Consider the following 22,289-nt stretch of genomic DNA (forward strand, 5'->3'; position numbering starts at 1 on the left):
TGACATTTGAAAATAAAATTAATTGATTCAATTTAAATTAGTGCTATTATCTAAAGTATAAATGGAACGTCAATAAAAAGAAAACCAAAGAAAACCTGCTGAGCCAAGGCCCAACAGGTTAATATTTAAAAAGCAATTCTTCAATATTATAATACAGAAGATGTTACACCTTGCCTTCCCTGTATTCTACCGCCACCAGACATTAATCCATCGTACTGACGCATTAATAAATAAGTTTCTATTTGTTGCAGCGTATCTAAAATTACCGCTACCATAATTAACAAAGAGGTACCTCCATAAAACGTACTGAATGAACTGGTTACACCTAATTTTTGAGCAAAACCTGGCATGATACCTACAATTGCAAGAAAAATGGCACCGGGTAAGGTTACTTTATCCATAATAGCGCCTATAAAGTCTGTTGTAGGTTGGCCGGGTTTAACACCGGGTATAAAACCGTTATTACGTTTTAAATCTTCAGAAATTTGTTTGGGGTTGAATATTAAAGCGGTATACAAAAAGGTAAATCCAATTACCATAACACCATAAATCAGCATGTACCAAGGGTTACTGTGATCATTGAATATTTTTATAATTCCTTTTGCAGATTCAATATTAGTGAAAGAAACCAATGTAGGTAAGAACATAATTGCCTGTGCAAAGATGATAGGCATTACACCTGCACTATTCACTTTTACCGGTAAAAATTGTCTTGCACCGCCAAACTGACGATTGCCTATAATTTGTTTGGCATAATTCACAGGTATTTTACGTACACCTTGCACCAATATAATTAAGCTCATAATGACAGCAACCAGAATGGCAATTTCAATCAGGAAAATTAATAAACCACCACCCGCTTTTTCACTTTTGGCAGAAAATTCCTGAATGGTTGCCTGTGGAAAACGTGCTAATATACCCACCATGATAATAATAGAGGTACCATTCCCCAAACCTTTATCCTGGATTCTTTCTCCTAACCACATTACAAACAAAGTTCCTGCTGAAAGTGTGATAACAGTGGTAATTGTAAATACTGTTCTGTCTAATAAGATAGCCTGTGCATAGCCGCCCTGTGGGTTAGTTAAATAAGCAACATAAGCACCTGCCTGAAAAGCGGTTACAATTACAGTTAAATAACGAGTCCATTGGTTAATTTTATTCTGACCGCTGGTACCTTCTTTTTGAATTTTTTGTAATTGAGGCACTAAAATGGTCATTAACTGCATAAAAATAGAGGCAGATATATAAGGCATAATGCCCAATGCAAAAATGGAAGCTTGTGTAAAAGCTCCACCTGCAAAAGTATCGAACAAACCTAACAAACCTTTATTTGCAGCATTTAATTTTGCCTGATCTAATAAATTCGGGTCAATTCCGGGTAATACTACATGGGTACCAAACCGGTATACTAATATTAAAGCAAGCGTTACAATAATTTTATCACGCAACTCTTCAATACCCCAAATATTCTTAATTGTTTTGATGAATTTTTTCACAAATACTGTTGTTAAGAGATTAAAACCTAAAGCATTTCAAACGCTAATGAATGCGGGAGGCAATATACAGTAAATTATTTAATTAGCTCTACTGTACCGCCAATAGATTCAATGGCAGCTTTTGCCTTATCGCTAATGGCATTTACTTTAAAATTCAATTTAGTTTTTAATTCTCCATTACCCAGAATTTTAACTTTATCAGTCCTGTTTACCAATCCGTTGATGTATAAGTTTTCCAATGAAAATTCTGAGAAAGCATATTTTTCATTCAATGTTTCTATTTGACCTAAGTTGAACACTTTGTATTCAACACGATTAATATTTTTAAAGCCACGTTTTGGTAAACGACGTTGGATAGGCATCTGACCGCCTTCAAAAGCATTTTTACGTTGGTAACCGGCACGGCTTTGTCCACCTTTGTTACCTTTTGTAGATGTACCACCTTTACCAGATGCTTCACCTCTGCCTAATCTTTTTTGTTTGTGCGTTGCGCCTTCTGCGGATTTTAAATTGTGTAATTTCATTGTATTTGATTTTGTACTTATCGGGGAATCGCCCCTCGCTTGATGAATAAATGATAAATGCGAAATGATATGCGAAATTAATTCACATATCATTTAGCATTCAATGATTGAATTACTTTACTTCTTCAACTTTCACTAAGTGGCTTACTTTATTGATCATGCCAACAATTTGAGGAGTTGCTTCTACTTTACGTGATGCATTTAACTTATTTAAACCAAGGGCTTCTAAGGTTTTTTTTTGACGTTCAGACCTGTCGATACCACTTTTTATTTGAGTAACTTTAATTTTTTTCATAATCTTCAGAATTTTAACCTCAGCAAAATATGCTAAAGTTTACCCGTTAAAAACTTTATTTAATTTTACGTTACGATTTTTGGCAACCTGAATTGGCTCACGTAATTCGGTTAAAGCTTTAATGGTAGCCTTAACAACATTATGAGGATTGGCAGAACCAAGACTTTTGGCCAATACGTCGGTAACACCTGCACTTTCCAAAACAGCACGCATGCTGCCTCCAGCAATTACACCGGCTCCGTGTGCTGCGGGTTTAATTAATACTTTGGCTGCACCGGCTTTTGACCATTGTTCGTGTGGTATGGTTCCATGCATTACAGGAACTTTTACCAAGTTCTTTTTTGCATCATCAATACCTTTTGCTATAGCTTCCTGAACTTCTTTTGCTTTTCCCAAACCCTGGCCAACAATTCCTTTTTCGTTACCAACTACTACTAAAGCAGAGAAACTAAAAGTACGTCCGCCTTTTGTAGTTTTTACAACACGGTTAATCGCAACTACTTTTTCTTTCAGTTCAATTTCGCCGGTTAGCTTTACTTTATTTTCAGTTATTTTAGACATGGACCTAAATTATTAAGTATTTGTTTAGATTAGAATTGAAGACCACCTTCTCTGGCACCATCTGCTACACTTTTCACTCTGCCATGGTATAAGTTCCCGCCTCTGTCAAAAACACAGGTGGTAATACCTAATTCTTTTGCTTTATGTGCAATAGCTACACCTACCATTTTAGCTTTTTCAATTTTTGTAACTTTTTGAGCAACTAAATGTTTATCTCTTGAAGAGGCAGCAGCCAGTGTTACGCTATTGTCATCATCAATTAATTGAGCATAAATTTCTGCATTACTTCTAAAAACCGATAAACGGGGTTTAGTAGCTGTACCGGCAACTTTTTTACGGATACGGTACCGAATTTTTTGTCTTTGAACAAGTTTACTATTCATTTCTATTTATTTTGTCTTCCGATACTGCCGGAAGTGTCATTTATAATTGTTATTTACCAGCAGCTTTACCAGCTTTTCTTCTGATAATTTCATCGCTATATTTTACACCTTTTCCTTTGTATGGTTCAGGTTTACGTAATCCGCGTATCTTAGCAGCCACCTGTCCTAATAATTGTTTGTCAATACTTTCTAAAGTAATGGTTGGGTTCTTACCTTTTTCAGTAGCAGTGGCAACTTTCAACTCTTTAGGCACTTCAAAAATAATGTTGTGAGAGTAACCTAATGATAAATCCAATGTATTACCTTGATTCGCAGCTTTAAAACCCACACCCACCAATTCCAGATCTTTTCTAAATCCTTCTGTTACACCTTTTACCATGTTAGATACCAAAGAACGGTACAAACCATGCATGGCACGATGGCGAATTTGATCAGTAGGTCTTTTTAAATTCACTACAGTGTCAGAAATTTCAATCACAATATCTCTGTCAACTGCTTGCTTTAATTCACCTTTAGGCCCTTTCACTGTAATTACGTTATCTTTTCCAAGTGTAACAGTAACGCCTTTGGGAAGTATTACGGGTTGTTTTCCAATCCTAGACATAGTCGTTTCGTTTTTTATAATTACAATTTAAGTTGTGTTCAGCCCCGACTAAAAGGCTTAATTATCTACTTAAATCAAAAAGTGATTAATAAATATAACAAAGCACTTCACCACCAACATTTTGCGCTTTTGCCTGTTTGTCGGTTAATACGCCTTTAGAGGTGCTGATGATAGCAATACCCAACCCATTAATAACACGTTTCATATCAGCGGGTTTTGCGTATTGACGTAAACCTGGTCTGCTAATTCTTTCTAAGGAACGAATAGCAGGTTGTTTACTCGTAGGATCATACTTCAGTGCAATTTTGATAATACCTTGTTTGGTATTTTCTTCAAATTTGTACTTTAAAATATAACCCTGCTCATATAAAATTTCAGTCATCCGCTTTTTTAAATTAGAGGCGGGAATTTCTACCAGTCTGTGACCGGCCATTTGAGCATTACGAATCCTTGTTAAAAAGTCTGCAATAGGATCAGTTACCATTGTATATTAATTAAATGCTGTTCTAAATTTTGTTTACTAAACGGATTAAAATTACCAGCTGGCTTTTGTTACACCAGGAATTTTACCATTTAAAGCCATGTCTCTGAATATTACCCTGGATACACCGAAATAACGCATATATCCACGAGGTCTGCCGGTTAACTGACAACGATTTTTTAATCGTACCGGTGAAGCGTTTTTGGGTAATAAATCTAAAGCAGCATAATCACCTGCAGCTTTCAGAGCAGCACGTTTTTCTGCGTACTTGGCCACCATTGCTTCTCTTTTTGCTTGTCTGGCTATGATTGATTTTTTTGCCATAATTTTAATGTTGATTCTGAATGGGCAAATTGCCCATTTATATTTTAATTATTTTCTTTTTTTGCACTTTTAAAAGGCATTCCCAATTCTTTCAACAGCTCATATGCTTCTTCATTGGTTTGCGCAGTTGTAACAATGGTTATATCAAAACCGGTAATTTTATTAACTTTATCAATATCAATTTCCGGAAATATAATTTGTTCAGTTACGCCTAAAGTATAGTTACCACGCCCATCAAAAGCTTTATCACTAATTCCTTTAAAATCACGTACCCGGGGTAATGCTACAGATACCAGCCTGTCTAAAAATTCATACATTTTTTCGCCACGTAAAGTAACTCTTGCGCCAATGGGCATGCCTTTACGTAATTTAAAATTAGAAATGTCTTTTTTAGAATAAGTAGGTACGGCCTTTTGACCTGTAATTTGTTCTAATTCGTTTACGGCAACATCTACCAATTTTTTATCGGTAACAGCACCGTTCACGCCACGGTTAATACAAATTTTTTCGATTTTAGGAGCCTGCATTACACTTTTATAAGCAAACTTCTTCATCAATACGGGAATTACTTCCTGGCGATATTTTTCCGCCATTCTTGGAGTGTATTTAGTTGTACTCATTATTTAATAACCTCCCCTGATTTTTTTGATATTCTAATTAATTTACCCTCTTCTCGGCTTTTTTTAATTTTTGCAGGGCCGCCGGCTTTTGCATCCCAAAGCATTACATTACTGATATGCACAGGAGCTTCTATTTTAACAATACCACCTTTTGTATTTTGAGCATTGGGTTTGGTATGTTTTGTAACAATGTTTACCCCTTCTACAACAACTCGTGCTTCATCAATCAGAACTTCTAATACCTTTCTGGGTTTTTTCAAGTCCTTGTCTTCACCGGCAATTACTACAACAGTATCGCCTTTTTTGATGTTAAATTTGGGTTTAAATCTTTTACTCATGGTGTTTTACCCTTTTATATAACCCTTTTTTAAAAGGTTAGTTATTTGTTTTGTTACCAGCTTTTAATCTATATTCAGCTTCGTTGCGTCGCACACTTGTACTTGTACAGTTGTTACGCTACGGAGCGATTTATAAAACCTCAGGTGCCAATGAAATTATTTTCATGTAGCCTTTATCTCTTAATTCACGGGCAACCGGCCCAAAAATACGAGTTCCACGTGGCTCATCAGCATTGTTTAATAACACAACAGCATTATCATCAAAACGAATATAAGAACCATCTTTTCTGCGTAATTTGTTTTTGGTTCTTACAATTACGGCTTTGGATACGGTACCTTTTTTAATACCACCGGCAGGAATGGCATCTTTAACGGTTACCACAATTTTATCGCCAATTTTGGCATAATCCTGGCCACTATTTCCAAGTACTTTAATACAAAGTACTTCTTTGGCACCGCTATTATCAGCTACATTTAGTCTGCTTTCTTGCTGGATCATTGTTTAATAATTTGATAGTTAACAGGCTGCTATAAGCAGGCTATCGATAATAATTTTATTTGGCTTTTTCAATCACCTCAACTAATCTCCAACGTTTGGTTTTGCTTAGTGGGCGGGTTTCCATTATTTTAACCATATCACCAATTGTGCACTCATCTTTTTCATCGTGTGCATGGAACTTAGTCGTTTTCTTAACGAACTTTCCATAAATAGGGTGTTTTACTTTTCTTTCTACAGCAACGGTAATGGTTTTAGCCATTTTATTACTGGTTACCACCCCAATTCTTGTTTTACGCAAATTTCTTTCAACCATTGTTAGCAATTTATTGGTTATTAAGCCATAGCTCTGTTATGTAATGCCGTTTTTAAACGGGCAATATCTTTTCTTAACTCACGAATACTCATTGGATTTTCCAACGGAGAAATTGCGTGTGCAAATTCCAATTTCTTTAACCTTAAGGTATCCTCCTCAATTCTGGCTTTAATGTCAGATTCAGTCATCTCCTTTAGGCTCTTATTAAAATCAAATTTTTTTGCCATTGCAAATAATATTAAAGTGTTTATTTTATGCTTGCAAGTCTCTCCTTACAATAAATTTGGTTGCAATTGGTAATTTTTGAGCTGCCAAATGCAATGCTTCTCTGGCAACTGTTTCACTTACACCATCACACTCAAAAATAATACGACCCGGTTCCACTACAGCAGCCCAAAATTCAGGGTTACCTTTACCTTTACCCATCCTTACCTCTAAAGGTTTACGGGTAATAATTTTATCGGGGAATACCCTAATCCAAACGTTTCCTTCACGCTTCATGGCACGTGTCATACTTTGTCTGGCAGCTTCAATCTGACGGTTGGTTAACCAAATGGGTTCTAAAGCTTTTAATGCAAACGAACCGAAAGCAATAGAGGTGCCCCTTTTAGCAACATTCCTAATGCGGCCTTTTTGTTGTTTTCTATGTTTACTTCTTTTTGGCTGTAACATTTTTTTGTTGTTTTTACACAGTATTTACTGTGTGGTATTCAAAAAAAGTATAGCAAATTGCTAGTACCTGTTTTAATGCTGTGGTTTTCTTGGTCCTCTGGAATCATTGTTCCTTCCACCGCCACGGTGATCTCCGCGATTACCGCCTCCGCGTCTGTCATCTCCACCGGTTCTCTCTCTTCTATCGCTTAGGTCATTTTTTCCGCCAACAAAATTTGGGTTCAATTCGCGTTTACCTAATACTTCACCTTTACAAATCCACACTTTGATACCGATTTTACCATATACAGTTTGTGCAAATACACTTGCATAATCAATATCCATACGTAAAGTATGCAATGGTACACGGCCTTGTTTAAATTCTTCACTACGAGCAATTTCAGCACCGCCTAAACGTCCGCTCACCCTTACTTTAATACCTTCTGCACCCATTCTGAGTGTTGAGGCAATGGCCATTTTAATGGCACGCTTAAAGTTAATACGGTTTTCAATTTGCCGTGCAATAGTATCGCCAACAATGGTTGCATCTAATTCAGGACGACGTATTTCAAGAATATTGATTTGAACATCATCCTTACCGGTTAATTTCTTCAATTCTTCTTTAATACTATCTACTTCACCACCACCTTTACCGATAATAATACCTGGTTTTGATGTATGAATGGTAACGATAAGTTTACCAAGCGTACGCTCAATAACTATTTTTGCTATACCACCTTTGTTTATACGGGCATTCAGGTAAGTACGGATTTTTTGATCCTCAATTAACTTAACGGCAAAGTCTTTTTTATTGCCATACCAGTTACTTTCCCATCCGCGGATGATACCTAACCTGTTACCAATTGGATTTGCTTTCTGACCCATAATATGGTTTCAATTAGTTTTTAGAATCTACAATGATTGTTACATGATTGCTGCGTTTTCTTACTCTGTAACCACGACCTTGTGGTGCCGGGCGCATTCTTTTTAAAATGCGGCCACCATCTACAAAAATTGTTTTTACAATAAGACTACTATCTGCAGCACTGGCTCCATTATTTTTTTGTTCCCAATTATTAATGGCACTCTTCAACAGTTTTGCTAACGGGGTAGCATTGTGTTGCGGGTGAAATTCTAATATAGCCAAAGCCTTTTCTACTTCCATTCCACGGATCACATCGGCTAATAACCGCATTTTGAGCGGACCAGTGGGATAATTTTTCAGTTTAGCTACTGCTTCCATTTTGATTTGATTTCTATCATTCGGCAAACTGTTTTACTGTTTGCCCTGAATTAATTTATTTTTTTTGTCCTGAGTGACCTTTGAAGTTTCTGGTAGGCGCAAATTCTCCTAATTTATGTCCAACCATAAATTCAGTTACATATACAGGTATAAACTTGTTACCATTGTGTACAGCAAATGTATGCCCAACAAAATCGGGTGTAATTGTACTGCGACGGCTCCAGGTTTTTATCACCCCTTTCTTTATTTTACCTTCGTTGATGGCGGTTACTTTTTCATCAAGATTTGCGTCAACATAAGGACCTTTTTTAATCGAACGACCCATTTGGATTTACGATTTAGTGCGTTTATCTAAATATTGTTACTTGGTAATTTTTTTACCATCTCTTCTTTGAATAATCAGCTTATCACTGGCTTTGCCTCTTGTTCTGGTTTTTTCACCTTTGGCATATTTACCGGTTCTGCTGCGTGGATGACCTCCGGAAGCTTTACCTTCACCACCACCCATTGGGTGATCTACGGGGTTCATGGCTACACCTCTAACTCTTGGGCGGATTCCTTTCCAACGATTTACACCTGCTTTACCGGCAGTTTGTAAATTATGATCGCTATTAGATACCACTCCAACAGTTGCGTAACAGTTAATTAAAACTTTTCTCAACTCTCCGGAAGGCATTTTTAATACGGCGTATTTTTCTTCCTTATTGGCTAATTGAGCAGATGCACCGGCACTACGTGCTAATTTTCCACCTTGTCCGGGTTGCATTTCAATATTATGAATATTGGTACCCAAAGGCATATTCTTCATTTGAAGTGCATTGCCAATTTCGGGTGCAACTGCATCGCCGGCAATAACTTTGGCACCTACTTGTAAACCCTGAGGAGCCAGAATATATCTTTTTTCACCATCTGCATATTGTAACAGCGCTATAAAAGCAGTACGGTTTGGATCGTACTCAATTGATACAACAGTTGCTTCAATATTTTGCTTATTGCGCTTAAAGTCAATAATACGGTAATGTCTTTTATGACCCCCGCCTATGTAACGCATTGACCTGCGACCCTGAGCATTACGTCCACCTGTTTTTTTAAGTGGTTCTAACAAGCTTTTTTCAGGCTCATTAGTGGTAATTTCAGCATAAGCATTGCCAATTCTCCAACGAGTGCCGGCAGTGATTGGTTTGTACTTTTTTAATGCCATTGTTTCTTAAATTTTAATGCGAAATTTTCAGCTTCGCTACTATAACTAAATGTTTGCGTATAAATCAATTGTATCACCCTCAGCAACTGTTACCAATGCTTTTTTATAAGATGATTTTTTCCCTTTGATAAAACCAGCCTTTGTGTAACGGGTTTTGTTTTTTCCTGGAACTACTACAGTGTTAACATCCACTACGGTAATGCCATAAAAGGATTCAATTGCCTGTTTTATTTGAAGTTTATTTGCTGCACGAACTACTTTAAAAGTATAACGGCGTAACTTTTCCTGTTGGACATTTGCCTTTTCAGATAAAATAGGCTTAATTAAAATATCAGTTGGTTTCATTCTATTTCTTTTGAAACGTTTGTAAATTATGCTTCTACCATTTCGTTTTCTGCAAATATCTTCGCTGCATTTTCTGTTATTACCAAAACATCTGCATTCATTACATCATAGGTATTGATATCTGCCAATAATGTACTGGTAATATTCGGGATATTTCTGGAACTTAAATACACATTATCATTATACTCAGGCAAAACAATAATTGCTTTCTTTTCAGCTACCTGCAAAGCACGCATGATATTGGTAATTTCCTTTGTTTTAGGTGCATCCATTGCAATATCTTCTACTACAATAATGGCATTTTCTTTTGCTTTATAACTAAGGGCAGAAATTTTTGCCAAATCTTTTACTTTACGGTTTAATTTGAAAGTATAAGCGTGTGGTTTAGGTCCAAAAATAGTACCACCACCTTTGTACAAAGGGTTACGGATATTACCTTTACGAGAACCACCGGTACCTTTTTGTTTGTGTAATTTACGGCTGGCACCATGTACCTCAGCACGTGTTTTTACCTTATGTGTACCCTGACGTTGAGCAGCTAAATGTTGTTTAACAGCCAAATAAATAACATGGTCATTGGGTTCAATACCAAAAATATCTTCCGGTAATTCAACCGTTCTGCCTGTTTTTTCGCCTTTTATATTTAATATTTCTAATTGCATGATTTGTGTGAATTATAGGTGACTACTTCTGGATATAAACTATAGAACCGTTATGACCCGGTACTGAACCACTGATTAACAGATAATTTTTCTCAGGGAATATTTTTACTATTTTCAATCCTTTCATTTTTACATGGTCATTACCCATTCGACCTGCCATTCTCATTCCTTTAAAAACTCTTGAAGGATAAGATGAACCACCGATTGAACCGGGGGCTCTTGAACGGTCATGTTGACCATGAGAAGCTTCACCAACACCACTAAAACCATGACGTTTCACAACACCCTGAAAACCTTTTCCTTTTGTGGTGCCAATTACTTCAACAGCATCACCTTCAGAAAAAATATCGAGTGTAATGGTTTCGCCTAATGCTTTTTCAATGGTATAGTTGCGAAATTCTTTTATAAATCTTTTGGGAGCAGTTTGAGCTTTTACGAAATGATTTAACTCAGACTTAGTGGAGTGTTTTTCTTTTTTATCGGTGAAGCCTAATTGCAAAGCTTCATAACCGTCTGTTTCTTTGGTTTTCACTTGTGTTACTACACAAGGACCTGCCTCAATAATGGTACATGCCACCTGTTTGCCATCTTGGGCAAAAATGCTGGTCATTCCAATTTTTTTTCCAATAATACCTTTCATGTTTTGCGGTTTTTGCCCCGCTAAGGTGTAGAGGACATTTTGCCATGAAGCAAAATTCAATCCTTGTTTGCTGCCGACCTTTTCCCTTTTGCCACCAAAACCCGGTGGTTTTGCCTGCTCTTTGAAATATACACTTCAAAGACGATGGAAGTACCGGAAGTAAACAAACCTCGAAGGGCCTGTTTATATGTCAAATTTTATATTCAAAAGCCAGAGCTCCTTTTTCAATAACGATTGGGAGATAGCCTACTTAATCAACTTTATCAAGCTTTGATTTCCACTTCAACACCGGAAGGTAAATCTAATTTGCTCAAAGCATCAACCGTTCTGGATGATGATGTATAAATATCTAATAACCGCTTATGCGTACACAACTGGAATTGCTCTCTGCTTTTTTTATTCACGTGGGGTGAACGCAAAACAGTAAAAATTCTTTTATGCGTAGGCAAAGGAATAGGTCCGGTTACAACGGCACCAGTACTACGAACAGTTTTCACAATTTTCTCGGCAGATTTATCTACCAGATTGTGATCGTATGATTGTAATTTTATTCTGATTCTTTGAGACATAATCTTTACCCAATTTTCCGATTGGGTTGCAAAGGTATGGCTACAGGTTTAAATGGGCAAGAAAAAAGAAAGTTTTTTTAAAAATATTTATAAGAAAAGCGAAATATTTTTTTGTTAGGATAAATGCTGCTAAAAAAAAGAGCCACACGCTTTAAAATGTGGCTCTTTATGATGTATTTACTTGTTCTACATCCTAATCTTCTACTTTTACTTTCCCTTTATTTTTGGCCATTACTTCTTCTGCTACGTTATTTGGAGCAGGTGCATAATGAGAAAATTCCATGGTGGAAGTAGCACGACCTGAAGATAAAGAACGTAATTGGGTTACATAACCAAACATTTCACTCAATGGAACTTTGGCTTTAATTACCTGTAAATTGTTACGGTTATCCATTCCTTCCAACATTCCTCTTCTGCGGTTTAAGTCGCCGGTTACATCACCCATGTACTGATCTGGAGTTAATACTTCCACTTTCATAATGGGTTCTAATAATACCGGTTTGGCTTTTTTGGCTGCTTCACGGAATCCGGACTTAGCACATAGTTCAAACGACATAGAATCTGAATCCACGTCATGATAACTACCATCAAAAACTCTGATTTTCATGTTATTAACCGGATATCCTGCCAATACACCGGTTCCCATTGCTGTTTCAAAACCTTTTTGGATAGCAGGTACAAATTCACGGGGAATAGAACCTCCGAATATATCGTTTACAAATTGGAAATTCTTTCCTTCATTTTCTTTTAACCATTCTTCATCGGCGGGGCCAATTTCAAATTGAATATCGGCAAATTTACCGCGACCACCGGTTTGTTTTTTCAATATTTCGCGATGTTGAATGGTTGCCTGGAAGGCTTCTTTGTATGCTACCTGTGGTGCACCCTGATTTACTTCTACTTTAAATTCGCGGCGCATCCTGTCAAGAATAATTTCCAAATGCAATTCTCCCATGCCACGCAAAATGGTTTGCCCGGTATCTTCATCTGTGTTTACACGCAAAGTAGGATCTTCTTCTACCAATTTGGCAATGGCCATACCCATTTTGTCCACATCGGCTTGTGTTTTAGGCTCAATGGCAATGGCAATAACTGGCTCAGGAATAAACATATTTTCCAGTACAATTGGATGCGCTTCATCACAAAGTGTATCTCCGGTTTTAATTTCTTTGAAACCAACTGCAGCAGCAATATCGCCCGCTTCAATAAAATCGATTGGGTTTTGCTTGTTGGCAAACATCTTCATAATACGGCTGATACGCTCTTTTTTACCGCTTCTTACGTTTAATACATAGCTGCCGGCATCTAAATGGCCACTATAACAGCGGAAGAAAGCCAAACGACCTACGAATGGATCAGTCATAATTTTGAAAGCCAGGGCTGCAAAGGGCTCTTTGGCATCGGGTTTACGGCTTACCTCTAAGCCGGTATCAGGATTAATACCTGTTACCGCTTCAATATCAACAGGAGAAGGCAAATATCTACAAACGGCATCTAATGCGGTTTGTACGCCTTTGTTTTTGAAAGAAGAACCACACATCATGGGCACTATACTTAAATCGATAGTAGCTTTACGAATGGCTTCATGAACCTCATCTTCGCTAATGGTATTCGGATCATCAAAGAATTTTTCCATTAAATGATCATCGTATTCTGCAACCGCTTCAACTAAGTTTTGTCTCCAGAAATTTACTTCTTCCAACATATCTTCGGGCACCGGAATTTCATCAAAAGTCATTCCCTCTGTTTCAGCATGCCATACAATGCCTTTCATTTTAATTAAATCTACAACCCCTCTAAAATTATCTTCTGCCCCAATGGGTAATTGTAATGGTACAGCTTTGGCTCCGAGCATTTCTCTTACCTGTTTTACCACATTTAAGAAATCGGCACCAGAACGATCCATTTTATTGACAAAACCAATACGAGGTACTTTGTAACGATTGGCCTGGCGCCATACGGTTTCTGATTGTGGCTCTACACCATCCACAGCCGAAAACAAGGCAATCAACCCATCTAATACTCGCATTGAACGTTCTACTTCTACAGTAAAGTCAACGTGTCCGGGAGTATCAATAATATTAAAATAATATTTTTTTGTTTCAGGGGTAACTTTACCTAATACGGTTGGAAAATTCCATTGACAGCTTACTGCTGCTGAGGTAATGGTAATACCCCTTTCTTTTTCTTGTTCCATCCAGTCGGTAGTGGCAGCGCCATCGTGCACCTCACCAATTTTATGTATCATACCGGTATACCGTAGGATACGCTCGGTAGTTGTGGTTTTACCGGCATCAATGTGAGCGGCAATACCAAAATTGCGTTGAAATTTCAAATCCGCCATAAAGTGATTGTTTATTTTTTTTCAGGCGGCAAAGGTAGGGATTTAGGAATTTCTACAAGATTTTAATCAAAGATTTAATGATTAGTTGCTCAAATATGCAATTGATGGGTTAACTGTAAAGCAATTCGAGGAATGAAACTATGTTTTTTATTGAGAATAATGACTATATGTCAAGAAATTAGCAACCAATATCATTTCTTATAGCTTCTACCAATAAAAAAGGCCACCTGATACAGGCAGCCTTTTTCTATGTTATTTTTTATTTACACTTTGAAATGTGAGAAAGCTTTGTTGGCTTCGGCCATTCTATGCACATCTTCTTTCTTTTTGAATGCACCTCCTTCCCCTTTGCTGGCAGCAATAATTTCATTAGCCAGTTTATCGGCCATGGTTCTACCGTTTCTTTCGCGGCTGTAGCGCACCATCCATTTAATACTTAAAGATATTTTTCTGTCGGGGCGCACTTCAGAAGGAATTTGAAAAGTAGCACCTCCAATTCTACGGCTGCGTACTTCTACAGCAGGAGTAATATTAGCTAAAGCTCTTTTCCAAACTTCATAACCATCTTCATTGGTCATTTTAGACACTTTATCGATGGCATCGTAAAATATATTAATGGCAGTACTTTTTTTGCCATCCCACATTATATTATTGATAAAACGGCTTACTAGTTTATCATTAAACCTACCGTCGGGTGCTATAGGTAATTTTTTGGCTTGTGCTTTACGCATGTTATATAAAAATTAGCTGTTTAACTGATTTATTTTTTTGCTTTTTCTTTCTTTGTACCGTATTTAGAGCGGCTCTTTTTTCTGTCTTTAACACCGGCAGTATCTAAACTACCCCTTACAATATGGTAACGAACACCGGGTAAATCTTTTACACGACCACCTCTGATTAAAACGATAGAGTGCTCCTGTAGGTTATGACCTTCACCGGGTATATAAGCAATTACCTCAATTTTATTTGTTAACCGTACTTTGGCCACTTTACGTAAAGCTGAGTTTGGCTTTTTAGGTGTTGTAGTGTATACACGGGTACAAACACCACGACGTTGTGGACAAGCGTCTAATGCTCTTGACTTACTTTTAGCCCTGATAATTTCGCGGCCTTTTCTAACTAATTGTTGTATAGTAGGCATTCTACTTTATTTAATTTTTAGGACGGCAAAGGTAATAGCCCTTGTCGTAAATTCCAAAAAGAAAAATCTTAAAAGATAAAATTTATTTAAAAGATGGCGTTAGCAGCATAAAAAGCTAAATTTTATACAGCCAGCCATGGGTATCTGCCACTTTTCCATAGCGTAATTGATTGAGTTTTTCACGAATGGCCGGGGCAATTTTCCAATTGTCGGTATCAAAAACCATTTGCTCATTTTTATAACGTAATTCTTTTATAAGGGCTATGGTTGCTGCCGTTCCTGTTCCAAATACTTCTTGTAATGTTCCATTTTTATAGGCTACCGTTACTTCATCTATGTTTATTTTTCTTTCTTCCACCGGTATACCCATTTCTTGCAACAACACCAAAACACTGTTTCTAGTAACGCCATTTAGTATGGTACCTTCTTCTAACGAAGGTGTAATGGCAATATTATTAATAACAAAAACCACATTCATCATGCCCACTTCTTGTAGCCATTTGTGTTCAACAGCATCTGTCCAAAGTACCTGATCATACCCCATTTCATTGGCTTTTTTGGCAGCCATCATGCTACCGGCATAGTTGCCTGCATTTTTTGAAAAACCAACGCCACCGCGGGCAGCACGAGTATAGGTTTCTTCCACAAATATTTTCATGGGTTTGGCATAATAGGGGCCTGTTGGACTTAATAAAATAATGAAAGTATAGCTTTCAGATGGCTTTACGCCCAGTGTAACATCTGTAGAAAACATAACCGGCCGAATGTATAACGCATGTTCCGCCTTTGCCGGAATCCAGTCTTTATCAATAGCCAGTAACTGATGCATGCCATCTATAAAAATATATTCAGGAACTTCCGGCATACACATTCTTTCGGCCGATAAATTAAATCGTATAAAATTATCGTAAGGCCTAAAAATAAAGGCTTCTCCGGAAGCATGTTTGTAGGCTTTAATGCCTTCAAATATAGCCTGGCCATAATGCAAGGCGGCCAGGGAGGGCTCCATTTGTAATGATTGATATGGAATAATTTGCGGATCCTGCCATGCCCCATTTTTATAAGTAGCCATAAACATATGGTCAGAAAAGTATTTCCCAAATGGGATATTCTCTAAACTTAAATTGCTTAACCTACTGTGCACAACTTTTGTAACAGGAAAGCCTGATGCCTTTATCATATCTTTATATTTTTGGTGCAAAGAAACAAAAAACTAACAAGTGTTTATTTAAAATTAATTCCGATGAAATTTGAAGATATACAGTTACCTGCAGACTATATTGCTTCCATGTACAAAGATACATTGGTAATTATAGATAATCCAAATATAAATGACCAACCACAAAATGCACCCATTCAGGAGCATCTGAAAGAAAAAACTGCAACAACAACACTACAACCCAACAAAAAACAGGTAGTTCAGGCAGACAATAATTTAGACAATGCAACTGTATTGCCATTTTTAGGAGAGAATAAAAAGAAAATTGCCATTTTAGTATGGGATGAAACCGTTCCTTTTATTAGAGAAGAATGGCTGCAATTTTTAAGTAATATACTTTTAGCCTGCAAACTGAATATAGGGGATGTAGCAATCGTAAATCAGTATACAACAATACAAACTTTCAAAGCATTACAGCAAACATTACAGTCGAATTATTGCATCATGTTTTTAGCAGATATGCAGACCCTTGATTTACCATTTGTTGTACCTGCCTATCGAATGCAAAAGCATAGCAATTGCAGTTTTTTACCGGCAAAGCCCCTCAGCACTTATTTACCTGATGATGCTATTACAAAAGAAGAAAAAAGAAAACTTTGGTTAAGTTTGAAGAACCTGTTTAACTTAAAATAACCTGTCAATTTTTATGCAAACGCTCCTATTTGCCACCAACAACCAACATAAAGTTGAAGAAATACAAAAAGTTTTACCGGCCCCTTACCTTGTAATGAGCTTACTTGAAGCAGATATAACAATCGAAATTGAAGAACCCTACGATACATTGGAAGAAAATGCGCATAAAAAGGCCCATACCATTTTTGAGATGACACGCAAAAACTGTTTTAGTGAAGATACCGGACTAGAAGTAGATAGCTTAGAGGGTGCTCCGGGTGTAAAAAGTGCACGATATGCAGGCATTGAAAGAGACTATAAAAAAAACAATGAAAAACTGTTGCAGGAATTGGCTAACAAAAATGATCGCACTGCCAGATTTAGAACAGTAATTTGTTTAATAATGGATAATCATGTGCATTATTTTGAAGGAATTTGTGAAGGCACCATTGCACTTGCACCTAAAGGAATTCAGGGTTTTGGATATGACCCCATATTTATTCCAAAGGGGAGTAACCATAGTTTTGCGGAGATGAATATAGCAGAAAAAAATAAATTTAGTCACCGTAAAAAAGCCATCGATAAAATGGTTGCTTTTTTAGAAAGCCTTCAACATGAAAAGAGTTAAACTGCAACTGCCGGATGTATTTCCATTTTCCACAGAAATGAAAATACGAGTAACCGACATGAATTATGGTGGACATGTAGGTAATGACCGATTTTTGGCATTACTACAGGAAGCAAGAATGGAATACCTGCAATCACTAGGCTATAGTGAACTAGATATGGAAGGTGTTGGACTAATAATGCGTGATGCAGTCATTGAATTTAAAAAGGAACTGCATTATGGCGATACCATTCAGATTGATGTAGCAACTTCCGGAATTGATGCTATGGGTTTTGATTTGTTTTATAAAATTTCTATCAAAAATGCAAACGAATGGATATTGGCAGGTACTGCTAAAACCGGCATGTTGTGTTATCATTATGCGCTGAAGAAGTTAGCGCCAATTCCTTCAAAAGCATTGGAAAAACTGAGTCATTAACCATTCCATATTTTCCAGTTTTCTTCTGCCTGAATCACCAGCATATCATACCCATTTTGCGTAATGGCACCATTTTCTCTGCCTTTTTGTAAAAAAATCGTTTCTGCCGGATTATAAATTAAATCGAACAAATAATGGTGCTCATTGATACAATGATATGGTATGGGCGGAAAAAATTGAATATTCGGAAATGTGCCTAACGGTGTAGTATTGATGATGATTGTATAGTTCTGCATCATAGCATCATCTAATTCAGAATAATGAATGCTGTTATTGGCAGCAGATGGTTTTCTTGAAACATATATATACGGTATACACAGTTCATCCAATACAAATGCTACAGCAGCCGCGGCTCCACCGGTTCCCAAAATCATTGCTTTGGTATGATGTGCCGCTTTCTTTTTGAGAAAAGAATTTTTAAACCCGATAACATCTGTATTAAAGCCACTCAGCAAACCATTTTGAATATGAATACAATTGCAGGCATTCATTTTTTGAACTGCAGGACTCAATTCATGCAGATAAGGAATAATTTGTTTTTTGTAGGGAATGGTAATAGCCAACCCTTTCAAATTGGGTGTTGCTTTTAATAAATCAGTAATGCCTTCAATTTTTTCAATAGGATACAGAAAAAAATTTGCATCAGTAATATTTTCTGATGCAAATTTTTGATCAAAATATTTTTTTGAAAAAGAATGCGATAATGGATAACCAATTAAACCAAATATGCGCATAATGAATGTTGAATTTAATGCACTCAATTACTTGTTACGATATAAATCAAAAGTATCGCCTCTTAAGCCAATTCGCATGGCTTCTAATGGTATTACTTCATTGGGAGCAATGTTACCAAGGTTCACATTACAGCCTAATAATTGAAGAAAATACAACTGCTGTGCTTTTTGTGGCGCTTCCCATAATATTTTTTCCTCAGGTATTTGTGTTAATATTTCAGCAACTAAACCCTGCCTAACTTCTCCACTGTCTCTGTAAATACCTACATTACCGGCTTCTCTGGCTTCGGCAATTACATAAGAAGCGCCTGCTTCTAATTCTGCACGCATCAATTCAATCCATTTATATGGCGCCATAATATTGGTAGCATCTTTACTTCCAACTTCACTTAAAACGGTTCCATATTTGGTTAATTTTTCAATATATCCGCATTTTTCAGCGTGAGGAATGGTAATGGAGCCATCACTCACTTCCATATAAGTGATATTATATTCCTTACAAATAGCAATATAATCATCTATTTGATTGCGTATTAAAAAAGCTTCAAACAAAGTACCCCCAAAATAAATGGGCATGTTGTATTGATGGTATAAATTAATTTTTTCTTTTAAATTGGGCGTAACTGCAGAAGTACCAAAACCTAATTTTACAATATCAACATGTGGACCCGCGACGCTTAAAAAATTTTCAACTTCATTCATACTGAGGCCTTTATCCATTACCATGGTAATACCATGATTACGGGGCTTTTTCATCCTTTCAGGGATTTGCGTTAGATTATAATTCATGGGGCTGTTATTAATTGGGCGCAAAATTAAAGCAATTCGGGTAAGTGAATTGCTTTAATTATTGAAAATTGGAATAGAATAGTTAAAATCTTTTCCCTTTTTTGTATCTGGCAATAATATCAATCACCTTACTGTTTTGTAATAACGATGGGGCCAGTTCAATCAACTTTTTCAGTTGCCTGGGTGCTTTTTCCATAGCACTCTCCAAGTATAAAAGTCCCTCCTTGCCTCTGTTTAGCGCAAATGAACAAGCTGCCTGATAAAATATAAACAATGGCTTTTGTTCTGCAGCTTTCATGGCCTGTAAACATTGCCCTGCAGCTTCTTCATAATAACCGGCAATGTACAGACAACGAATTAAAGCCTCCCAACCGGCTATTTTTTTGGGTTTATGTTTTACTACATAACCAAAATAAAACAAGGCTTCTTTAAATTGCTGCTGGTGCAATTTACACTCACCCATAGCCAAATTATATTCTGCCACATTGCGTTGTATGCGCAGTGCATTTTCTAAATGTTTGATGGCATTATTCCATTGCCCTTCTTGCATATAGGTGGTGGCAATTTTAAAATGCAGCTTGCTATCATCTGTATTGAGATGAACCGCTTTTTTATAGTTGAACCGGGCTTGCGCAGTATGACCCATTTTATGGTAACAATGCCCAATGGCTTCATAAATTACGTCTTCCGGGCGAGACAATTCCAATACTTTTTCCAGTGCTTCAATTGCTTCCTTGTATTTGTGTAAGCGTAAATATGCATCGCCCATATTTCTGTATGCATATTCAAACTTTTCATCAATCACCAATGCATATTGATAAGCATCAATGGCTTTTTCATACAACTTCAGCCCCTGAAATGCTGCTGCCAAATTAAACCAGGCAATTTCATTGTATGGATAATTATCGATAATTTTTTGGTGGATTTTGATACTTTCTTCATTCCTTCCGGTAAAATCTGTCCAAAAACAAATTTTATACAGTGCTTCTTCATTGTTTGGGTCTTCTTCCAAAATTAGCTGCAGACAGTCAAATACTTTATCAAACTCTTCATAATCATCATAAACATCGGCCAACTCAAACAATAAATCAATTCTTTCCTCTCCTTCAAATAAATGAAGGGCTGTTTCCAAAAGCTCTACTGCTTTAGGTTGTTGATCTAGTGCCAGATACGCGTCTGTTTTTAGAATATATAAATTGATGTCTGTACTATCAAACAATTCCGCTTTTTCCAATAATTCAAGCGATTGGGCATACTTTCTGCGGGCAATTAACAAGTCTGCTTTCTTAATCATCAGGTGGGATGAGTATGGATACAGTTCTAAGCCGGTTTCAACGGCTTTAAATGCTTCATTCAAATCATCCCTTTCGTCATAGTAATCCACAATTTTTTCAAATGCCTCCTCTTCCAGAAAAGAATGGCCCCGACCTGTTTTTAAGTTTTGATACTGCTGTAGCAGTTCTCTTAATGAATCTCTGTCTTCGTCGTGGTAGGATGGATCTCTCATAGATGTAACGTTTATCTAATGTACAGTAAAAGTTTTACAATTTTGGCATTATTTTGGAAAAGAAATTTGTTAAAAATCAATTAATAAAAAGAAAATTGTTAAAAATTGTAAAAAATGTATAATTTTGTATAAATGTTTAACAACAGATTCATATCTAAACTGGCTTTTCTAACACTATTCATTATTGTTACGAAATGTGCTGTTGCTGCTATTACATTTAGTGGCACAACAGATGAATCAAAAAACAGCAGTAAGTATTCTTTAAAAAACTTAAGCCATTACAGCCATAAAACTTTCTCCCTTTCACTTATTAAGGCTGGTTTAGAATACAATGGTACACATATTCTTAAAACTCAGAATTACGCTTCGGGTGCCGAGGTAAATTCAATCATGCAATACAAAAGTGGAAATACGACTTATGTTTTTCCTTATAAATTTAAAGTGCATGTTCCCAAGTTTAAAACACCTTCTCCAATAGCTAACTAATAATTGATAATTCTATACCCTTTGGTGGGCAATTCAAATTCTGAAAGTAACACAGGATCTAAACTGATTTTTGTTGCTATAAAATGTACTTTATTCTTTTTATTGTCTTCTGCTTGATACTCAAGTACAAATCCGGGTACATCTTTAAATTCATATTCAAAATCTTTTACTGATGGAACTATAGCGGTTGCATAGTATAGTGTATATACAGAACTATCTTGCAGTAAAAGTTGTGCTTTTTTACAATTATATCCCAATATGGTTTTGGTATCGGGTAAAGGAACAAATTGAATGCCTGCAAACTTTTTATTGGCAGCCACCCATTGTGTTTTGGTTAATACAGTCATGTACTTGTTATTTCCAAAACTTCTTAACACTACTACTTTGCCGGTTGACTGATCAATAATAGTAGAAATTTGATAAGATGGACTAACCACATTTACCCTACTGTTATTCCCTTTTATGTATACCGTTTTATGTACCACTTCGTTTGCTGCAGAATAAGGGTTAGCAGACTGATTTACATCAATTACATTTTGAAAATAAATGGTACATTCAGCAACAGTACGTTGCTGCGAAAAAATGTAAATTGATGGAAAAAATAAAGCCACCAAAATTAGTTTCATAATTTTCAATTTAAATAAAATGTATTTGATACA

General features: G+C 36.5%; 34 protein-coding genes. 4 read left to right on the plus strand and 30 right to left on the minus strand.

The window, feature by feature from the left end:
* Positions 1-146: 146 nt before the first annotated feature.
* The 26 genes from secY to JK139_RS12915 all read right to left on the minus strand — a co-directional run bounded on the left by secY (position 147) and on the right by JK139_RS12915 (position 16,417).
* Entirely contained in the window at positions 147-1,499 is a 1,353-nt protein-coding gene (secY, locus tag JK139_RS12790) for a preprotein translocase subunit SecY (RefSeq protein WP_068242557.1), read from the minus strand.
* A gap of 74 nt (positions 1,500-1,573) precedes the next feature.
* Positions 1,574-2,023 carry a 50S ribosomal protein L15 gene (gene rplO / locus JK139_RS12795; protein WP_074418252.1) on the minus strand — a complete coding sequence of 150 codons (450 nt, stop codon included), beginning with the start codon at positions 2,021-2,023 and terminating at the stop codon, positions 1,574-1,576.
* 112 nt (positions 2,024-2,135) lie between these two features.
* Complete coding sequence (rpmD, locus tag JK139_RS12800) at positions 2,136-2,318, minus strand: 50S ribosomal protein L30 (RefSeq protein WP_074418246.1); 183 nt, start codon at positions 2,316-2,318, stop codon at positions 2,136-2,138.
* A 39-nt stretch (positions 2,319-2,357) separates the two neighbouring features.
* Positions 2,358-2,879 (minus strand): 30S ribosomal protein S5, encoded by a 522-nt coding sequence (gene rpsE / locus JK139_RS12805; protein ID WP_068242564.1) that lies wholly within the window; start codon positions 2,877-2,879, stop codon positions 2,358-2,360.
* Positions 2,880-2,908: 29 nt separating this feature from the next.
* Positions 2,909-3,262: a 50S ribosomal protein L18 gene (rplR, locus tag JK139_RS12810; protein WP_074418247.1), complete on the minus strand. Its 354-nt coding sequence runs from the start codon at positions 3,260-3,262 to the stop codon at positions 2,909-2,911.
* Positions 3,263-3,311: 49 nt separating this feature from the next.
* Entirely contained in the window at positions 3,312-3,866 is a 555-nt protein-coding gene (gene rplF / locus JK139_RS12815) for a 50S ribosomal protein L6 (RefSeq protein ID WP_074418248.1), read from the minus strand.
* A gap of 85 nt (positions 3,867-3,951) precedes the next feature.
* Positions 3,952-4,350, minus strand: coding sequence for a 30S ribosomal protein S8 (gene rpsH / locus JK139_RS12820; protein ID WP_068242573.1), 399 nt, complete (start codon positions 4,348-4,350; stop codon positions 3,952-3,954).
* Positions 4,351-4,401: 51 nt separating this feature from the next.
* Positions 4,402-4,671, minus strand: a complete 270-nt coding sequence (rpsN, locus tag JK139_RS12825; RefSeq protein ID WP_068242576.1) for a 30S ribosomal protein S14 — start codon at positions 4,669-4,671, stop codon at positions 4,402-4,404.
* A gap of 44 nt (positions 4,672-4,715) precedes the next feature.
* On the minus strand, positions 4,716-5,291 hold the full coding sequence (rplE, locus tag JK139_RS12830; RefSeq protein WP_068242580.1) for a 50S ribosomal protein L5: 576 nt from the start codon (positions 5,289-5,291) through the stop codon (positions 4,716-4,718).
* Positions 5,291-5,629, minus strand: coding sequence for a 50S ribosomal protein L24 (rplX, locus tag JK139_RS12835; RefSeq protein ID WP_074418249.1), 339 nt, complete (start codon positions 5,627-5,629; stop codon positions 5,291-5,293). Before rplX ends, rplE begins: the two co-directional genes overlap by 1 nt.
* Positions 5,630-5,759: 130 nt before the next feature.
* Positions 5,760-6,128: a 50S ribosomal protein L14 gene (gene rplN, locus JK139_RS12840; protein ID WP_068242586.1), complete on the minus strand. Its 369-nt coding sequence runs from the start codon at positions 6,126-6,128 to the stop codon at positions 5,760-5,762.
* Between the two features lie 55 nt (positions 6,129-6,183).
* Entirely contained in the window at positions 6,184-6,441 is a 258-nt protein-coding gene (rpsQ, locus tag JK139_RS12845) for a 30S ribosomal protein S17 (protein ID WP_068242590.1), read from the minus strand.
* 20 nt (positions 6,442-6,461) lie between these two features.
* Positions 6,462-6,668, minus strand: a complete 207-nt coding sequence (gene rpmC, locus JK139_RS12850; protein WP_068242592.1) for a 50S ribosomal protein L29 — start codon at positions 6,666-6,668, stop codon at positions 6,462-6,464.
* 25 nt (positions 6,669-6,693) lie between these two features.
* The gene (gene rplP, locus JK139_RS12855) at positions 6,694-7,113 is read right to left on the minus strand and encodes a 50S ribosomal protein L16 (RefSeq protein WP_068242597.1); all 420 of its coding nucleotides are present in this window, start codon (positions 7,111-7,113) and stop codon (positions 6,694-6,696) included.
* A 72-nt stretch (positions 7,114-7,185) separates the two neighbouring features.
* Entirely contained in the window at positions 7,186-7,977 is a 792-nt protein-coding gene (gene rpsC, locus JK139_RS12860; RefSeq protein ID WP_074419559.1) for a 30S ribosomal protein S3, read from the minus strand.
* 13 nt (positions 7,978-7,990) lie between these two features.
* Positions 7,991-8,335: a 50S ribosomal protein L22 gene (gene rplV, locus JK139_RS12865; RefSeq protein WP_074419560.1), complete on the minus strand. Its 345-nt coding sequence runs from the start codon at positions 8,333-8,335 to the stop codon at positions 7,991-7,993.
* A 55-nt stretch (positions 8,336-8,390) separates the two neighbouring features.
* Positions 8,391-8,660, minus strand: coding sequence for a 30S ribosomal protein S19 (rpsS, locus tag JK139_RS12870; RefSeq protein WP_075051470.1), 270 nt, complete (start codon positions 8,658-8,660; stop codon positions 8,391-8,393).
* Positions 8,661-8,696: 36 nt separating this feature from the next.
* Positions 8,697-9,536, minus strand: coding sequence for a 50S ribosomal protein L2 (rplB, locus tag JK139_RS12875; RefSeq protein WP_068242609.1), 840 nt, complete (start codon positions 9,534-9,536; stop codon positions 8,697-8,699).
* 45 nt (positions 9,537-9,581) lie between these two features.
* Positions 9,582-9,881 carry a 50S ribosomal protein L23 gene (rplW, locus tag JK139_RS12880; protein WP_075051469.1) on the minus strand — a complete coding sequence of 100 codons (300 nt, stop codon included), beginning with the start codon at positions 9,879-9,881 and terminating at the stop codon, positions 9,582-9,584.
* Positions 9,882-9,907: 26 nt separating this feature from the next.
* Positions 9,908-10,543: a 50S ribosomal protein L4 gene (rplD, locus tag JK139_RS12885; RefSeq protein ID WP_218331438.1), complete on the minus strand. Its 636-nt coding sequence runs from the start codon at positions 10,541-10,543 to the stop codon at positions 9,908-9,910.
* Positions 10,544-10,565: 22 nt separating this feature from the next.
* Complete coding sequence (gene rplC, locus JK139_RS12890; protein ID WP_075051467.1) at positions 10,566-11,183, minus strand: 50S ribosomal protein L3; 618 nt, start codon at positions 11,181-11,183, stop codon at positions 10,566-10,568.
* Between the two features lie 263 nt (positions 11,184-11,446).
* Positions 11,447-11,752, minus strand: a complete 306-nt coding sequence (gene rpsJ / locus JK139_RS12895) for a 30S ribosomal protein S10 (RefSeq protein WP_068242832.1) — start codon at positions 11,750-11,752, stop codon at positions 11,447-11,449.
* 193 nt (positions 11,753-11,945) lie between these two features.
* Positions 11,946-14,096 (minus strand): elongation factor G, encoded by a 2,151-nt coding sequence (gene fusA, locus JK139_RS12900; RefSeq protein ID WP_075051465.1) that lies wholly within the window; start codon positions 14,094-14,096, stop codon positions 11,946-11,948.
* A gap of 263 nt (positions 14,097-14,359) precedes the next feature.
* Positions 14,360-14,827 carry a 30S ribosomal protein S7 gene (gene rpsG, locus JK139_RS12905; RefSeq protein WP_068242621.1) on the minus strand — a complete coding sequence of 156 codons (468 nt, stop codon included), beginning with the start codon at positions 14,825-14,827 and terminating at the stop codon, positions 14,360-14,362.
* 29 nt (positions 14,828-14,856) lie between these two features.
* Positions 14,857-15,237 (minus strand): 30S ribosomal protein S12, encoded by a 381-nt coding sequence (gene rpsL / locus JK139_RS12910; protein WP_068242627.1) that lies wholly within the window; start codon positions 15,235-15,237, stop codon positions 14,857-14,859.
* Between the two features lie 115 nt (positions 15,238-15,352).
* Complete coding sequence (locus JK139_RS12915; protein ID WP_075051464.1) at positions 15,353-16,417, minus strand: branched-chain amino acid aminotransferase; 1,065 nt, start codon at positions 16,415-16,417, stop codon at positions 15,353-15,355.
* Positions 16,418-16,480: 63 nt separating this feature from the next.
* Here JK139_RS12915 and JK139_RS12920 point away from each other — a divergent pair, with 63 nt between their 5' ends.
* From JK139_RS12920 to JK139_RS12930, 3 genes are read left to right on the plus strand one after another with little or no spacing between them, the layout of a single operon-like run.
* Positions 16,481-17,089, plus strand: a complete 609-nt coding sequence (locus tag JK139_RS12920) for a hypothetical protein (protein WP_218331439.1) — start codon at positions 16,481-16,483, stop codon at positions 17,087-17,089.
* Positions 17,090-17,102: 13 nt separating this feature from the next.
* Complete coding sequence (rdgB, locus tag JK139_RS12925; protein WP_075051462.1) at positions 17,103-17,696, plus strand: RdgB/HAM1 family non-canonical purine NTP pyrophosphatase; 594 nt, start codon at positions 17,103-17,105, stop codon at positions 17,694-17,696.
* A complete protein-coding gene (locus JK139_RS12930) occupies positions 17,683-18,114 on the plus strand; it encodes an acyl-CoA thioesterase (protein ID WP_075051461.1) in 432 nt (143 codons plus the stop codon). Before rdgB ends, JK139_RS12930 begins: the two co-directional genes overlap by 14 nt.
* Here JK139_RS12930 and JK139_RS12935 read toward each other — a convergent pair.
* The 3 genes from JK139_RS12935 to JK139_RS12945 form a co-directional block, all read right to left on the minus strand.
* On the minus strand, positions 18,111-18,848 hold the full coding sequence (locus JK139_RS12935) for a shikimate dehydrogenase family protein (RefSeq protein WP_218331440.1): 738 nt from the start codon (positions 18,846-18,848) through the stop codon (positions 18,111-18,113). The two genes, JK139_RS12930 and JK139_RS12935, sit on opposite strands and share 4 nt — an antisense overlap.
* Positions 18,849-18,875: 27 nt before the next feature.
* Positions 18,876-19,637 (minus strand): phosphosulfolactate synthase, encoded by a 762-nt coding sequence (locus JK139_RS12940; protein WP_218331441.1) that lies wholly within the window; start codon positions 19,635-19,637, stop codon positions 18,876-18,878.
* A gap of 82 nt (positions 19,638-19,719) precedes the next feature.
* Complete coding sequence (locus tag JK139_RS12945; RefSeq protein ID WP_218331442.1) at positions 19,720-21,144, minus strand: tetratricopeptide repeat protein; 1,425 nt, start codon at positions 21,142-21,144, stop codon at positions 19,720-19,722.
* 132 nt (positions 21,145-21,276) lie between these two features.
* On the opposite strand from JK139_RS12945, the gene JK139_RS12950 reads away from it, so the two are divergent.
* Positions 21,277-21,630 carry a hypothetical protein gene (locus tag JK139_RS12950; protein WP_218331443.1) on the plus strand — a complete coding sequence of 118 codons (354 nt, stop codon included), beginning with the start codon at positions 21,277-21,279 and terminating at the stop codon, positions 21,628-21,630.
* Here JK139_RS12950 and JK139_RS12955 read toward each other — a convergent pair.
* Positions 21,627-22,256, minus strand: coding sequence for a hypothetical protein (locus JK139_RS12955; protein WP_218331444.1), 630 nt, complete (start codon positions 22,254-22,256; stop codon positions 21,627-21,629). The genes JK139_RS12950 and JK139_RS12955 overlap by 4 nt on opposite strands.
* Between the last annotated feature and the right edge of the window lie 33 nt (positions 22,257-22,289).

The organism is Hydrotalea lipotrueae (assembly GCF_019249625.1).
Classification (GTDB): domain Bacteria; phylum Bacteroidota; class Bacteroidia; order Chitinophagales; family Chitinophagaceae; genus Hydrotalea; species Hydrotalea flava.